At 61.1% G+C, this 14,555-nt stretch carries 18 protein-coding genes; 1 reads left to right on the forward strand and 17 read right to left on the reverse strand.

Annotated features, from left to right (window positions below):
* The 17 genes from ACRDD5_RS10615 to ACRDD5_RS10695 all read right to left on the reverse strand — a co-directional run.
* Positions 1 to 560, reverse strand: a 560-nt coding sequence (locus ACRDD5_RS10615) for a dioxygenase family protein (RefSeq protein ID WP_438676739.1), incomplete at its 3' end; no start/stop codon positions are given.
* Positions 561 to 594: 34 nt separating this feature from the next.
* Positions 595 to 894, reverse strand: coding sequence for a muconolactone Delta-isomerase (gene catC, locus ACRDD5_RS10620; RefSeq protein WP_271284058.1), 300 nt, complete (start codon positions 892 to 894; stop codon positions 595 to 597).
* 11 nt (positions 895 to 905) lie between these two features.
* On the reverse strand, positions 906 to 2,021 hold the full coding sequence (locus ACRDD5_RS10625; protein ID WP_438676740.1) for a muconate/chloromuconate family cycloisomerase: 1,116 nt from the start codon (positions 2,019 to 2,021) through the stop codon (positions 906 to 908).
* Positions 2,018 to 2,785 (reverse strand): 3-oxoadipate enol-lactonase, encoded by a 768-nt coding sequence (pcaD, locus tag ACRDD5_RS10630; protein WP_438676741.1) that lies wholly within the window; start codon positions 2,783 to 2,785, stop codon positions 2,018 to 2,020. The genes ACRDD5_RS10625 and pcaD overlap by 4 nt, the downstream gene beginning before the upstream one ends.
* Positions 2,785 to 3,447 (reverse strand): 3-oxoacid CoA-transferase subunit B, encoded by a 663-nt coding sequence (locus ACRDD5_RS10635; protein ID WP_438676742.1) that lies wholly within the window; start codon positions 3,445 to 3,447, stop codon positions 2,785 to 2,787. Before ACRDD5_RS10635 ends, pcaD begins: the two co-directional genes overlap by 1 nt.
* A 9-nt stretch (positions 3,448 to 3,456) precedes the next feature.
* Complete coding sequence (locus ACRDD5_RS10640; protein ID WP_438676743.1) at positions 3,457 to 4,143, reverse strand: 3-oxoacid CoA-transferase subunit A; 687 nt, start codon at positions 4,141 to 4,143, stop codon at positions 3,457 to 3,459.
* The gene (locus tag ACRDD5_RS10645) at positions 4,140 to 5,402 is read right to left on the reverse strand and encodes an MFS transporter (protein WP_438676749.1); all 1,263 of its coding nucleotides are present in this window, start codon (positions 5,400 to 5,402) and stop codon (positions 4,140 to 4,142) included. The genes ACRDD5_RS10640 and ACRDD5_RS10645 overlap by 4 nt, the downstream gene beginning before the upstream one ends.
* Before the next feature lie 87 nt (positions 5,403 to 5,489).
* The gene (locus ACRDD5_RS10650; protein WP_271284053.1) at positions 5,490 to 5,984 is read right to left on the reverse strand and encodes a flavin reductase; all 495 of its coding nucleotides are present in this window, start codon (positions 5,982 to 5,984) and stop codon (positions 5,490 to 5,492) included.
* 10 nt (positions 5,985 to 5,994) lie between these two features.
* Positions 5,995 to 6,927, reverse strand: a complete 933-nt coding sequence (locus ACRDD5_RS10655) for a PDR/VanB family oxidoreductase (protein ID WP_438676744.1) — start codon at positions 6,925 to 6,927, stop codon at positions 5,995 to 5,997.
* A gap of 9 nt (positions 6,928 to 6,936) precedes the next feature.
* Entirely contained in the window at positions 6,937 to 7,677 is a 741-nt protein-coding gene (locus ACRDD5_RS10660; protein WP_438676745.1) for an SDR family NAD(P)-dependent oxidoreductase, read from the reverse strand.
* Between the two features lie 10 nt (positions 7,678 to 7,687).
* Positions 7,688 to 8,167 (reverse strand): aromatic-ring-hydroxylating dioxygenase subunit beta, encoded by a 480-nt coding sequence (locus ACRDD5_RS10665; RefSeq protein WP_336264828.1) that lies wholly within the window; start codon positions 8,165 to 8,167, stop codon positions 7,688 to 7,690.
* Positions 8,167 to 9,480 carry an aromatic ring-hydroxylating oxygenase subunit alpha gene (locus ACRDD5_RS10670; protein WP_438676746.1) on the reverse strand — a complete coding sequence of 438 codons (1,314 nt, stop codon included), beginning with the start codon at positions 9,478 to 9,480 and terminating at the stop codon, positions 8,167 to 8,169. The genes ACRDD5_RS10665 and ACRDD5_RS10670 overlap by 1 nt, the downstream gene beginning before the upstream one ends.
* A gap of 4 nt (positions 9,481 to 9,484) precedes the next feature.
* Positions 9,485 to 10,021 (reverse strand): nuclear transport factor 2 family protein, encoded by a 537-nt coding sequence (locus tag ACRDD5_RS10675; protein ID WP_271284048.1) that lies wholly within the window; start codon positions 10,019 to 10,021, stop codon positions 9,485 to 9,487.
* A gap of 11 nt (positions 10,022 to 10,032) precedes the next feature.
* Positions 10,033 to 10,389, reverse strand: a complete 357-nt coding sequence (locus ACRDD5_RS10680; protein WP_271284047.1) for an IacB protein — start codon at positions 10,387 to 10,389, stop codon at positions 10,033 to 10,035.
* Between the two features lie 21 nt (positions 10,390 to 10,410).
* Positions 10,411 to 11,538 carry an acyl-CoA dehydrogenase family protein gene (locus ACRDD5_RS10685; protein WP_438676747.1) on the reverse strand — a complete coding sequence of 376 codons (1,128 nt, stop codon included), beginning with the start codon at positions 11,536 to 11,538 and terminating at the stop codon, positions 10,411 to 10,413.
* 102 nt (positions 11,539 to 11,640) lie between these two features.
* The gene (locus ACRDD5_RS10690; protein ID WP_438676748.1) at positions 11,641 to 12,765 is read right to left on the reverse strand and encodes an amidase; all 1,125 of its coding nucleotides are present in this window, start codon (positions 12,763 to 12,765) and stop codon (positions 11,641 to 11,643) included.
* A 334-nt stretch (positions 12,766 to 13,099) separates the two neighbouring features.
* Positions 13,100 to 13,564, reverse strand: coding sequence for a MarR family winged helix-turn-helix transcriptional regulator (locus ACRDD5_RS10695; protein WP_271284044.1), 465 nt, complete (start codon positions 13,562 to 13,564; stop codon positions 13,100 to 13,102).
* A 295-nt stretch (positions 13,565 to 13,859) separates the two neighbouring features.
* Between ACRDD5_RS10695 and ACRDD5_RS10700 the strand changes: the two genes are divergently transcribed.
* On the forward strand, positions 13,860 to 14,555 hold a 696-nt coding region (locus ACRDD5_RS10700), incomplete at its 3' end, for an MFS transporter (protein ID WP_438676750.1).

Below are 14,555 nucleotides of genomic sequence, written 5' to 3' on the forward strand. Positions count from 1 at the left end.
TAGCGGCCGTTTTCATCGGTCAGGATGCGGCGACGCAGGTTGTATTCGCTCTGGGACTGATCAAAGAACGAGTAGCCGCCAAGGGTGTTGGCGTGCCAGATATCCACAATCGCGCCCGCCACCGGCTTGCCGTTCAGGTCGGTGACCTGGCCCTGCAGCCACATGGTTTCTGCCTGCTCACTGCCGTCGTCCATGCGGGCAAAGCTCTGACTCAGCGGGGCGTTGGCCACGTACAGTGGCCCTTCGATGGTGCGCGGGGTGCCCACTTCCTCACCAGATGCGGCCTCTTTCTCATCAGCGCGCATATCCAGATAGTGTTCCAGGCCCAGACCGGCGGCCAGCAGCGCCGCTTCCTGGCGTCCGCCCAGCTCGTTAAGGTAGTTCACCGCGACCCAGAACTCTTCGTCAGTAATATCGAACTGCTTGATGGTCTTGCACACATCGCTCAGCAGCTGATGCATGATGTTTTTAAAACGGTCATTCCCACCGGTGGAATTTAAGCCGCTGCTGATGGCCAGTAAGGTGTCCAGCTCGGTTTGATGTACAGGGTTCTGTGACATTGCTTATTCCTCTTTGTAGGGTACGTTTTTGTAATTATTTCGACGACGTTTGTTCGGTATAGATAGACGACGGATGCGCGCACAGCGGCTGCACGCTGATTTCCATCCACGGGTACAGCGGCAGCGCGGTCAGGATCTCGTGCAGCTCCTGGTTGTCCGCCACGTCAAAAATACTGACGTTGGCGTACTGGCCGACCACGCGCCAGATGTGCGGCCATTTCCCCTCGCGCTGTAAACGCTGGGAGTAGGCTTTTTCTTTGGCTTTAACCTCTTCAACCTGCTCTTTGGGCAGGGACGACGGGATGTTGACCGTCATTTCCACTTTAAACAGCATCGCGTTCTCCTTTATTTTCGTGCGTAGTAACGCAGCTTCTCTTCATCGATATCGACGCCCAGGCCCGGCCCCTGCGGTAACGTCACCTGTCCGTGGCTGAAATCGAGCGGACGGACCACGATGTCATCCTTCAGCAGCAGCGGGCCGAACATCTCGGTGCCCCACTGCATCCTGACCGTCGACCAGGCATGTAACGATGCGACGCTACCCAGCGTGCCTTCCAGCATGGTGCCGCCGTACAGCGCCACGCCCGCCGCCTGCGCCACCTGTGCCAGCTTAAGCGCCTGCACCGGACCGCCCGCTTTTGCAATCTTCAGGGCATACGCGCCGGTAAAGCCGCCGCTCGCCAGGGCATAGCCGTCATGGCTGGTCGCCACCGCTTCGTCGGCCAGAATCGGCACCGCAAAGCGCTGGCTCAGGGCGATTAACCCCCGTTGATCCCACAGCGGGATCGGCTGCTCCACCAGGTCGATACCGCCATCCTGCAGCTGCGTCATCCCTTTGATGGCGGTGGTGAGATCCCACGCCTGGTTGACGTCCACGCGGATGCTGACCTCATCCCCCAGCGCGGCCTTGATCGCCAGCGCGTGGCGGATATCAACATCCAGCCCGCGTGCGCCAATCTTCAGCTTGAAGGTGTCGTGCCGCCCTTCTGCCAGCAGGCGTTGACCCTCTTCGATGTCTTTCTGGGTATCGCCGCTCGCCAGGGTCCACAGCACCGGCAGCCGTGTGGTGAGCGCCCCGCCGAGCAGCGAGCTGACCGGCAGGCCCAGCGCCTTGCCCTGGGCATCGAGAAACGCGGTTTCCAGGGCGGATTTAGCAAAGGTGTTGCCCTTCACGTGGGCATTCATTTTGTCAGCCAGCGCCGCCGGGCCGCTGAACGTCTGGCCGCACAGCAGCGGGGCCAGATAGGTCTCAATCGCGGATTTGATCGCCTCCGGGCTTTCTGCGCCATAGCTCAGGCCGCCGATGGTGGTGGCTTCGCCCCAGCCGGTGATGCCGTTGGCGCACTGCATTCTGACGATCGTCAGCGTCTGGCAGCCCATGGTGGCCATCGACAGCTTGTGCGGGCGGATGGTCGGGATATCCACCAGCCAGCAGGCCAGGGATTCAATGGTGATACTCATGTCGCAGCTCCTGCGGTTAAAAAGGTCAGCACCTGCTGGTTAAACGCCGCCGGGCAGGCGACGTTCGACAGGTGCGATGCGGGTAAGGTCACGCAGCGGGTCTGCTTTGCCTGGGCGGCGAGCCACTCGCCGTCGTTGACCGTGGTCACCGGATCGTCTTCCCCGGCGATGACCAGCATCGGGCGCAGCATCGCCGCTACGTCCGGGCGCAAATCTGCAACGGCCAGCGCTTCGCAGCAGACGGCATAGCCCTCCTTCGGGGTATCGGCCAGGCCATCCACCAGCAGCTTGACCACGCCGGGGTTGCTCTCGCGGTACGCCGGGGTAAACCAGCGATCCGCCGCGCCGCTGGCGACCGGGCCCATCCCCTGCTGACGCACGGTGGCGGCACGCTGCAGCCAGCCTTTGGCTTCGCCGATTTTCGCCGCGGTATTGGCGACTACGATGCGCGAAAAACGCGACGGCGCGTGGCGATTGAGCCACAGGCCGGTCATTCCGCCGAGCGAGATGCCGCAGAAGACGGCGCGTTCCACGTCCAGATGATCGAGCAGGGCAATCACGTCCTGCCCCAGGGTGTCGAGGGTGATGCCCCCTTCTGCCAGCGGAGAGCGACCGTGACCGCGGGTGTTGTAGCGCAGCACGCGGAAGTGGCGGGTGAAGTCGGCCATCTGCGCCTGCCACATCTGCCAGGTGGTGCCCAGCGAGTTGGAGAGCACCAACAGCGGCGCGTCCTGTGGGCCATCGAGGCGATATTCCAGATCCATCACGCCTCCTCGGTTTCAGCATTAAAGGCAAAGGTCAGCGCCACCGGGGTAACCGACTGCAGGTACCCGGGCGTCACGTCGCCAAACAGCTCCCGCACCAGGATGCCGTCCGCGGTGATATCCATTACCGCCATGTCGGTATAGATGCGGTCGATGCAGGCCATGCCGGTCAGCGGATAGGTACAGGTTTTGACGATTTTGCACTCGCCCTGGCGGGTCAGATGTTCGGTCATCACATACACGCGCTTCGCACCAATCGCCAGGTCCATCGCCCCGCCAACTGCCGGAATGGAGGAAGGTTCCCCGGTGCTCCAGTTTGCCAGGTCGCCATGCTCGGAAACCTGATACGCCCCCAGCACGCAGATATCCAGGTGACCGCCGCGCATCATGGTGAACGAGTCCCCGTGATGGAAATAACACCCGCCGTCGAGCAGGGTCACCGGTTGCTTGCCCGCATTGATCAGCTCCGGATCTTCGCAACCCGGCGCAGGCGCAGGCCCCATCCCGAGAATGCCGTTTTCGCTGTGCAGGAAAATCTCGCGATCGGCGGGCAGATAGTTGGCAATCCGGGTCGGCAGGCCGATCCCGAGGTTCACGTACGCCCCTTCCGGGATGTCGCGGGCAATGCGCTCGGCCAGCTGCTGATGAGTCAATTTATTCACGTAATCTCCTTAGGCCGTCTGGGTCTGGCGCGCGATCGCCACCGGGACGATGCGCTGGACAAAAATCCCCGGTGTGACCACCGCTTCCGGGTCGAGCTCGCCTAACGGTACGATCTCGCTCACCTGGGCGATGGTGCAGTTGGCGGCGGTGGCCATAATCGGCCCGAAGTTACGCCCGGTTTTGTCGTAAATCAGGTTGCCCCAGCGGTCGGCCTTCAGGGCTTTGATCAGCGCAAAGTCGGCCTTCAGCGGGGTTTCAAAGACATAATCTTTGCCGTCGATATGGCGCGTCTCTTTGCCTGCCGCCAGCGCGGTGCCAAACCCGGTGGGGGTGAAGATCCCGCCGAGCCCGGCACCACCGGCCTGAATGCGGGCCGCCAGGTTGCCCTGCGGCACCAGCTCCAGCTCCACTTCCCCGCGACGATAGAGATCGTCAAACACCCAGGAGTCGGTCTGGCGCGGGAAAGAGCAGATCACTTTTTTCACGCAACCGGCCTTAAGCAGCGCCGCCAGGCCGTAGTCGCCGTTCCCGGCGTTGTTGCTGATAAGCGTCAGGTTGCGCGGTCTGCGGCGGATCAGGGCGTCGAGCAGTTCGGCGGGCTGGCCGGCCGGGCCGAAGCCGCCCACCATCACGATGGCACCGTCAAAAATGTCGGCTATCGCGCCGTCGATGGCGGCAATCCTTTTATCAATCATGGTGCTACCTCATTTTTGTTCTTGTCAGACGGCAGGCTGCGCAGCGCAATCCATGCCAGCAATGCATAGCCCATCAGCAGCAGGGAGACCGGCCAGGACGCGTCGAAGTACATCAGCATCGCCACCGCCAGCATTGGCCCCAGTCCGCCGGAGAAGATCGAACCCACTTCATGCCCCAACGCCAGGCCGGAGTAGCGCACCCGCACCGGGAACAGATCGCTCATGATGCACGGCTGAGTGCCAATCATCGCCCCGTGGCAGAACGGCAGGCCCAGCAGCATCGCCAGCATGATCCAGCCGTAGTCGCCGGTGGAGAGCAGCCAGAAGAACGGGAACGCCATCACCAGCAGACCGATCACACCGATGTAGTAGACCGGCTTCAGGCCGATGCGATCCGACAGCGCGCCCCAGAACAGAATCGAGAAGAACTCCACCAGCATCGCCAGGGTGACGGCGCTGATGATCTCCCCGGTGCTGATGCCAATGTGTTTGGCGTAGACCACCGAGAAGGTGAAGAAGATGTACGACGCCCCGTTCTCCGGCAGGCGCAGGGCGATGGCCTGCAGCAGCGCTTTCGGGTGCTCGCGGATAATCACCATCAGCGGGATCTTCTCATGTTTGTCTTCCGGTTTGGCCTGGCTAAAAGCCTTGCTCTCGCGGATGTTTTTGCGGATGTAGACCCCGACCAGGAAGATCACGATGCTAAGCAGAAACGGTACGCGCCAGCCCCAGCTCATCAGGTCCTCTTCCGGCAGCTTCTGCACCAGATAAAAGGCGAAGGCGGATAACACAAATCCACCCGAGACGCCCATCTGGCTCCAGGCGGTATAGAATCCGCGACGGGATGCCGGGGCGTTCTCGCTCAGCATCAACACCCCGCCGCCCCACTCCCCGCCGGATGCGACGCCCTGTAAAAAGCGCAGGGTGATCAGTGAAATCGGTGCGAGGATGCCTATCTGCGAATAGACCGGCAGCAGGCCGATGACAAAGGTGGTGGCCCCCATTAGGGTCAGGGTCATGATCAGCGTCATCTTGCGGCTGTAGCGATCCCCGATATGACCGAAGACGATCCCGCCTAGCGGACGCGCCAGAAAGCCCACCGCAAAGCCGGAAAATGCCAGCAGCGTGCCCTGCATCGGGTCGCCGCCCACCGGGAAGAACAGCGGGCCAAACACCAGCGCCGCCGCGGTGCCGTACAGGAAAAAGTCGTACCACTCCAGGGCATTGCCCAGCACCGAGGCGAACACCAGCTTGCGCATCTGCCCGGCATCCTGGGGAACCACCGCCGGGGCGACGGTATTTTCAGTCACGACATTGCTCATCCGCGTTACCTTTTATTGTTGGTTTTACGCTTGTACGTCATGCCCGACGGCATGGTAGCGACGGTTGAAGTAGACCAGCCCACGCGGCGCTTCGCTGATACGCACCGCCTGCACCTGGCAGTAAAAAACAGAGTGGCTGCCCACTTCGTGGCAAGTGTCGATCACGCAGTCGAAGCTGGCGACCGACGAGCTCAGCACCGGCGCACCGCTGGCCAGCACCTGCCAGGAGTCGTAGCCAAAACGCTCCTCGGAGCGCAGGCTGGCGTTGGCAAACACCCCGGAGAGATCCTGGTGATCGCTGGAGAGTACGTTGACGCACAGGGTGCCGTTCTGTTTGAAGTGTTCGTTGGCAAAGGAGTTGCGGTTCATACAGACCAGCAGCGTAGGCGGTGAGTCCGTGACGCTGCAGACGGCAGAGGCGGTAAAGCCAAATTTGCCCGCCGGGCCGTCTGTTGTGATAACAGAGACCGCACTCCCCAGCTGCGCCATTGCATTACGAAATTCGGTTTGCAGTGTCATAAGGTATTCCTCACAGATCGATGACTAAACGCGCGCTTTTCGCACGGGAACAACACAACAAAATCTGGTCGCCGTCGGCTTTCTCTTCATCGGTGAGATAGCTGTCGCGGTGATCCGGCTCGCCTTCCAGCACGTCGGTCAGGCAGCTGCCGCAGATCCCCTGCTTGCAGGAGACGCACACCTTCAGTCCGGCCAGCGCCAGGGCTTCGACGATGCTCTGGTTCTCCAGGACCTGCACGGTGATGCCGCTGGTGGCAGCAACCACTTCAAAGGCTGCGCCGCCGGTCTGCACCTCGGCGCTGAAGCACTCCTGATGCACCTGTTCCGGGCGATAGCCGTGGCGGGTCGCCTCGTCCACAATCGCCTCCATCAGGCGCGTCGGGCCGCAGGTGTAGACGTGGGTATTAGCCGGGACGTCGCTCAATACCGCCGCCAGGTTCAGCCGCCGGGCGTCGCTGAAGTGCATCTGCACGCGGTCGGCATACGGCGACTGCTCCAGCTGGGGTATAAACGCCGCCTGGGTGCGGGACCGGGCACAGTAGTGCAGGCTGAACGACCGCCCGGCGGCGTGCAGCTCGGCGGCCATCGCCAGCATCGGGGTGATGCCAATCCCGCCGCCAATCAGCAGGCTGTGGCTGGCCTCTTCATTCAGCGCAAAAAGGTTGCGCGGATCGCTGACCTGAATCCGATCCCCAACGTTCAGAGCGTGGGCCGCCAGCGAGCCGCCCTGGGACTGAGCGTCTTTCAGGATGCCGAGCTGGTAGTGCTGACGATTTTTTGGGTCGCCGCACAGGGAATACGGACGCACCAGGTCTTCTGTCAGATGCAGATCGATATGCGCCCCGGCGCTAAAGGTCGGCAGCTCGATACCGTCAGAATGCGCCAGCGTCAGCAGGACCACCTCGCCCTGCAACTCTCGCCTGATAACCTGTAATGTCAGCATGTTGACTCCTTAACGCATAAACAGACCGCCGTTGATGTCCCAGGTCGCCCCGGTGACAAACGACGCCTGCTCAGATGCCAGCAAGGCCACGGCCTGTGCGACAAATTCGGCTTCACCTAACTGGCCCACCGGGATCATCTGCAGCAGCCCGGCCATCTTCTCTTTCGGCACCAGGGCGTGAACCATCGGCAGGTCCAGCGGGCCGGGGGCAATGGCATTGACCGTCACGCCGGATTGACTCAGCTCGCGGGCAAACACTTTGGTCAGGGTCAGGATCCCGCCCTTCGAGGCCGCGTAGTGCGCCCCGGAGGCGGTGCCGCCGTTCTGCCCGGCTAATGAGGCCAGGTTGACGATCCGGCCATAGCCTTTAGTTGCGAAATAACGCCCCATGGTCTGACAGCCGACAAAGGTGCCGCGCAGGTTGGTGGCGATCACCCGGTCGAACTCCTCCACCGGGATGTCCATTACCGGCGTCGCCAGGGTTAGCGCGGCGTTATTCACCAGCACTTCCAGGCTACCGAAGCGTTCAATGGTGGCCTCCAGCGCGCGGGCAAAATCCTGCGGCTGGCAAATATCCAGCCCCAGCGCCAGCACTTTGCCCTGGCCGTCATCCAGACGGTCGGCGGCTTCCCGGGCGCGATTAACATCAACATCGGTCAGCACCACCTGGAACCCCTGCTCCAGCAGGTGGGTGGCGATAACGTTGCCCAGCCCGGCGGCTGCGCCGGTGACTAATACGGTTTGAGTCATGGACGGCTCCTCAGAGGATGTAGCCGATGCTGTGCAGCACATCGTCGCTGTTGACCAGACGGATCACCTTTTGCGCGATCAGCCACTTGCCGTCCTGCGGCAACAGGTGCCAGGTGATGTCCGCCGCGTAGTGGCGGCTGTGCCCTTTGCGGTGCTCCCACAGGGACTGCGCCCCGCGCACCACGATCCGATCCTCGCCGGACTCCAGCAGGCGGAAGCGCGACAGGGTGCGCAGCGTTCTGGCTCGCGGCGTGGTGGAGATGGATTCGCCGCTGTACAGACGTTTCACCCGGCGCTCGCGCATGTGGTGATCGTCGCAGGCGTAGTTAAGGGTGTTTTTAAAATCGGTCTCGTTCGGGTCGATCGGCACTACGTACAGGCCGTCGTGCTGCCACAGATCCAGCCAGGCGTTGAACTCGCCCTGGTCCAGCAGATCGCCTTCGAGGTTAATTACGGACATGGCCGCAAACAGTGCAGAATCTGGGGTCATCATTGTTCCGTCTCCGTCATTAACTTTTTCCACTGTTGGTAGGCTGCACGCATCCCGGTTTCGGCGCTGACGTCGCTGCGCAGGCCATCATCGGTGCGGTACTCTCCGGCCAGACCGCGGTTGAGCATGATCCACAGGTCATCCCCGGCGGTGGCCCCGCGCTGAACGCGCTCCCAGGCTTCTGAGTCGTCCGGGGTGCCAAAGCCCATCGGGCCCTGGAAGTGCTCGTGCAGACGCAGGCGCGCCTGGTTGGCAATCTCCGGCCCGCCGTCCATGGTGATCACCGCGTGGTGGATTTCGGTTTCCATTACTGAGACCGGCTGCAGGACGCGGAAGAAGGCCATCGAGCAGGCGATGTTCGGGAACAGGTTGAGGTTAAAACCGGAGCCGCCCACCGCGCGCACGATGCGTCGCACCTGCTGTTCGTCATGCTCTTTACGCAGTTCATCCGCCAGCTCGACAAAGCGTTCCGGGATCGGTGCATCGAGGTTGGCGTCCAGATCCACCAGCTCGGGGATCATCACCATCACGCTGTGGCCGTTGCCGAGATCTTCTACGTAGCCGCTGCCGTCAACGAAATTGAGCATCTCTTCGGTCTGCTTATCGACCGAGCTGAGGAAGGAGCGGTGCACCACCGGGAAGTGATAGCCGTCGGTGGTGTTCTCGAGCTGGATTTTCCAGTTGCCCGGGAAGCGGAAGCGGTGCGCAGGCCCGGTCTTAATCGGGTAGCCCGCGCCCTGCTTCATAAACAGATCCATCCATTTTTTGGCTGCACCGAGGAAATCCTCCAGCGGTTCGATCTGCTCGTTAAAGGTGGCGAAGACCATTCCGGCGTACTCTTCGGTACGCAGCGACACCAGACCCAGCTCGTTTTTCTCCAGCTGATCGGCGTAGCTCTCCGGGTGCGGGACGCCGCGCAGGCTGCCGTCCAGCGCGTAACCCCAGCCGTGATACGGGCAGACGAAGCTATTGGTTTTGCCGCTGCGGTGTTCACACACCGTGGCCGCGCGGTGGCGGCAGCGGTTCAGCAGGGTATGGATCGTGCCTTTGCGATCGCGGACCACGATCACCGGCTGGGTGCCGATCTCGGTGGTTTTAAAGCTGCCGGTGTCCGGGATTTCGCTGACGTGCGCGACCCAGACCCAGGTTTTGCTGAAAATACGATCCAGCTCGAGCTGGAACAGCGCGTCGGAGGTATAGAGCGAGGTGTGCACGCGGTCGGCCTGCACCAGCGCAGCAATCTCTTCACGCCCCGGAACCGGCTGCGCTGTGGTATCGATATTTTTGACATTGATGATGTGGTCACACTGCATGTTGTTACTCCTGCTCGTCTTCGACGGTCTGGTTTTTGTCAGGTACCGGTAACGCATCCGTCGCGTGCCAGTGGCTCACCGGTCTGCTGAACAGGTTGCGGGTGGTGAAATGGTGGATGGTCATTTCACCGGCCTCGCGACGGAAAATAATCTTGATCTCAGCCGCATTCAGATGGGCACCTCCGGCGGTAAAGGTGGAGGTTTGCAGCATCAGCCAGCGGCCGTGCAGCTCGCCATCGGCCTCGTGATACAGGGCTTCGGAGCATAAAAAGTGGGCATTCATGGCAAAGTGCGCAGGGTGACTGACATAGCCCGCCATCATCGCCACGATTGCCGCACGCCCCTGATGTTTGCCGAGCCGGGTGGCGTACGGCTCACCCAGCCCTTCCCAGCAGGCACCTTCGCTGAACAGCGCGCCAATGGCCTGCACCGTCTCCATGCTGTCCAGCCGATCGCACAGACGCATGTAGTGGCTGATGCAGACGCGGGCTGCCTGCTGATCCTCGAGCTGCTGTAAACGCAGCGCATCCTGTGGGCTCATGAGTGACTCCGTTACTGAATAATCAGTTCGCGACCGACGCGGGCTTCAATCTTGCAGTACTTCCACAGCTTGCTGCCGCTGTCGCCCACCGGGGTGGTGCGGAACAGGTTGCAGACGGCGGCCACGCTCTCAAGGGTATCGGCATCCGCCAGCACGTAGGTGGTCCACGGGGCGGTGGTCGACGGGCCAACCATCAGGCGGTCGTCGTCCATGTTGCCGATAACCCGAATCCCCGGGGTCTCGTCGATACCCTTCATCATCACCCCGAAGGCGGCCCATACCTGTTTGGCTTCTGCCGCGCTGGCATCAAAAAAGTTCTGATTGACACCGATGCAAAACAGCACGCGTGAGGTTGTTGTCTGGCTCATCTGTTACTCCTGTCGTAAAAATTACAAATAACCCGGCAGTGGTTTACCGCCGAAATAGACCGTACCGGCATTGAGGTACGAGAGGTCGCCCATGAAAGCGTGCTGGGTGATCACCATGGTGTCGCGCACGTAGCGCTGCAGCGGGCTTTTCAGGGTGATGCCGCCCATGCCGTTCAGCGCCAGCACCTGACGGGTCACCTCAGCGGCGACGCGCGTCACGTGGGTGGACGACAGGCGCAGGGCATTGATCTGCTCGCGGGCGGGTTCATCCCCGGCGAGGATGCACTGCCAGACATCGTCAATGGCGTCGTAGAACCAGGCTCGCGCCGAACGCAGATCCGCTTCACAGCGGGCAATCTGCATCTGCGCCTGCGGACGGTCCGCCAGGCACGGCGCACCGGTCACCGACTGCTGACGATGGGCAATGGCATAAATTTCGTTAAGCGACGCGCGGGCCACGCCGAGGGCCACCACCGAGAGCACCTGGGTCGCCAGCGACAGCACCGGATAGCGGTACAGCGCGCCCTCGAGGTTAAGAGCGCCACCGCGAACAAAGGTCCACTCCTGCGGGACATAGGCATCGTTAACCACCAGATCGTGGCTGCCGGTGCCCGCCAGGCCGACGGTGTTCCATACCGGGTCGATCTGCACGCTGTCGCGCGGCAGGACCGCCATTCGCGGCAGGGTTTCACCGCTTTCCGGCAGAATACCGACGCCAAACACCGAGGCCCCCATGCTGCCGCTGGCAAAGCCCCAGCGGCCAGAGACGCGGTAGCCGCCGTCTGCCAGCACCGCTTTCTGCGGTGGGAAGATGCCGCCGGCAAAGACCACGTCGGGGCCGTCGCGGTAGAGTGCTTTCAGGGTATCCGGCGGCAGCGCGCCGAGATAAAACGGGCTCATGCCGAAGCTGGCGACCCAGCCTGCGGAGCCATCCGCGGTGGCGATCTGCTCGACAAGCTCGCAGAACTGCGCCGGGGAGCACTCGTCACCGCCGTAGATTTTGGGCACCAGCGCGCGGTAAACGCCCACCTGCTTGAAACGGGTGATGATGTCGTCAGAGATGTGACGCTGTTGCTCAAAATCTGCGCTGCGGGCCGCAACGTCATTCAGCAGTGGAACGAGTTCCTCACGAACATGAACAGCAGACATAACTTCCTCCTGAAAAGCGTGTGCGGCCCGCAGCAAGACGAGTGCTGCCGCAATGAGTGGTACTCACTGAGTTAGTGTTGAGTCAGGTGAAGAAACGGGTGGTTAGTCGCGTCGTCGCCCGGTCAGCCATTCGGCGGCCTGCACCAGCAAACCGTCCTGGCCTTTGGCAGCAACCAGCTGCAGCGCCACCGGGCGACCATCAAGAGTGCCCATCGGCAGGCTCAGCGCCGGGTGGCCGCTGAGGTTGAATGGGCGCACCAGCCGGGTGAGATTCACCACGCTGAGCGGATCCTGGGCCTCGGCCAGCGTCGGCGGCAGCTCCGGTAGGGTCGCCAGCGCCAGCAGCGGGGTTTTCGCCAGCCGGGCATCGACTTCGGCGGTGAAGATCTGGCGGATATTTTCCGCCGTTTTCAGGGCGTCGGCGTCGATGCTTTCCCCGGCGCGGATACGGGCCGCCACATCGGCGGAGACCGCGCCGCTGCGCAAAAGCGGGTTGAACGCCTGCCAGTTTTCATGGCTAATCAGAGTCAGCCCGGCGCGGTGGGCATCGTTAAGCAGAGGCAGGTCAATTTGCTGCGGATGCAGGTCGAGTTGCGCCAGCGCGTTCAGCAGCAGGGAATCGATTTCAGGCGTGGCGGCCGGGATAAAGCCGATGGCAGGCAGCGCGGGCAGCGGCGCGTTCACCGGGATGGCGAGACGGGTCAGCACCTGACGCAGGACGCGGGCCCGGCGGACGAAGATCCCGACGCAGTCCAGCGAGCTATGCGCGGGCATCACCCCTTCCCGGCTCAGCGCACCAAAAGTCGGCTTCAGGCCGATCACGCCGCAACAGGCGGCGGGCATCCGCACCGAACCGCCGGTGTCGGTGCCGAGGGCGAAGTCCACCTCACCGGAAGCCACCACCGCCGCCGAACCGCTGGAGGAGCCGCCCGGGATCAGCGCCGGAAACTGTGGGTTACGCGGGGTGCCGCCCCAGGGGTTGATGCCGGTGACGCCAAACGCCAGCTCGTGCAGAGCGGTTTTGCCGGTCAGGACGCAGCACTGTTGCAACAGCGTGGCGACCACCCCGGCATGCTGTGTTGCCGCCGGGCGATCTGCCAGTGCCGGGCAGCCTGCACGGGTTGGAAAACCGGCGATATCCAGCGTGTCTTTCACTGCGAAACAAAGGTCGCCCTCACCGAAGGTAAACCGTTGTACGTAACCATTGCTCTCAGTAACTGGCTGCATCATTCACACCTTAACCAGAAAAAACGAATCATATTCGGGTAAGCAGTCTGCGCTGCGTCTTCAACCCGCGTGAAGTTAAATCAATCATGCGAGATTTAGATGAATATTCAAGTAATAATTCACGTTAATTTTACCAAACGGTAACACTGAAACATTTTAATAACATTCGTGAAAAGTGATTCAGGACGATGAAAAATAACAATAAAATTTCCGCGGGAATGAAAAAAAAGCCGCCCTGACGATTGGGGCGGCTTTAAATAAAGTGATTGTTTTACAGTGGGTTATCTGGAATTTTTAAGGCTGTCACAAAACCGCAATTCTGTCCGCTGGCGGGTCAGAGATCGTTGAGATTATCGAGAACCTTCGCCAGGGAGAGGTTCATTTTTTCCATCTGGGCGGCACTCATGCCCTTAAATCCCTTCTCAAAAACCTTGCTGGCGAGACGGTGCGCGTCGGCCACTTTTTCGCGTCCGACATCGGTAAGCATCACTTCGGTCACCCTTGCATCCTGCACGCTGCTGGCGGTGGTCACCATGCCGTCATCGCGCAGGCGACCGACAATTTTGGTGACAGTCGGCATTTTGGTCATCGCGTACTCGGAGATCTGAGAGATGCTGGCTTTGCCATACTGCTCGGTGATCATCAATACCCGAAAGCGGGAGACATCGAGCTGCACCTTTTTCAGTTCAATTTCCATCACTTGCGTGTAGCGCGCGTAGACATTAACTATCCAGTAAAACGGGAACGCTTCGCGATGAAAGCCGGAATCGGTGTCCGACGATGGGGGGATATGACTCATGAGGTTCCTTTCCTGAAGCGGCGCAATGGCGGCAATTATACCCGCTATTTCCCGCCCGCTATAGCCTCTTCACACCCACCAGCGGGTGCTGCCGCGCAGCGAGGCTGGCGAAAGCCGATCGATCTCGCATTACGATTCAAAAATGCTACGTGATTAACAATTGCGTATCATTTTTTAAACATAAAATTGACGTCCATACCTGCGGTTTTCTATACGTTAGCCACGTGTTCAGGTTGCACGGGACAACAATACCTATAATCGCAATGTGGAGCTTTTCATGAACGACAGTCCATCGATGGAACAGACACGCTCCGACGTGCTCGCTCCCCCCTCCTCTGCCGACGCCACGCTGGATCCGCGTCAGCAGATCGTGATCAAAAAGTTGTTCCGGAGACTGATCACTTTTTTGTTCATCCTGTTCGTCTTCTCGTACCTCGACCGCATCAACATTGGCTTTGCCGGCCTGACGATGGGCAAAGATCTGGGCCTGACCAGCACCATGTTTGGTCTGGCCACCACCCTGTTTTACGTGATGTACGTGATCTGCGGGATCCCGAGCAACGTGATGCTAAGTATCGTGGGCGCCCGGCGCTGGATCGCCATTCTGATGGTGGTCTGGGGGATTGCGTCCACCGCCACCATGTTCGCCACCGGCCCTGGTAGTTTGTATGTGCTGCGCATGATGGTGGGGATCGCCGAAGCGGGCTTCCTGCCGGGCCTGCTGCTGTATTTAACCTTCTGGTTCCCGGCGCACTATCGTGCACGCGCCAACGCCCTGTTTATGATTGCCATGCCGGTTACGATGGCGCTGGGGTCGCTGGCCTCGGGGTATATTCTGAACCTCGACGGGGTAATGAACCTGAAGGGCTGGCAGTGGCTGTTCCTGCTGGAAGGTTTCCCGTCGGTGATTCTGGGCTTTGTGGTCTGGTTCTGGCTGGATGACAGCCCGTCGAAGGCGCGCTGGCTGACCGACGATGACAAAGCCTGTCTG

The sequence above is a fragment of the Silvania sp. genome (assembly GCF_051656365.1).
Lineage (GTDB): Bacteria > Pseudomonadota > Gammaproteobacteria > Enterobacterales > Enterobacteriaceae > Enterobacter > Enterobacter hatchlandensis.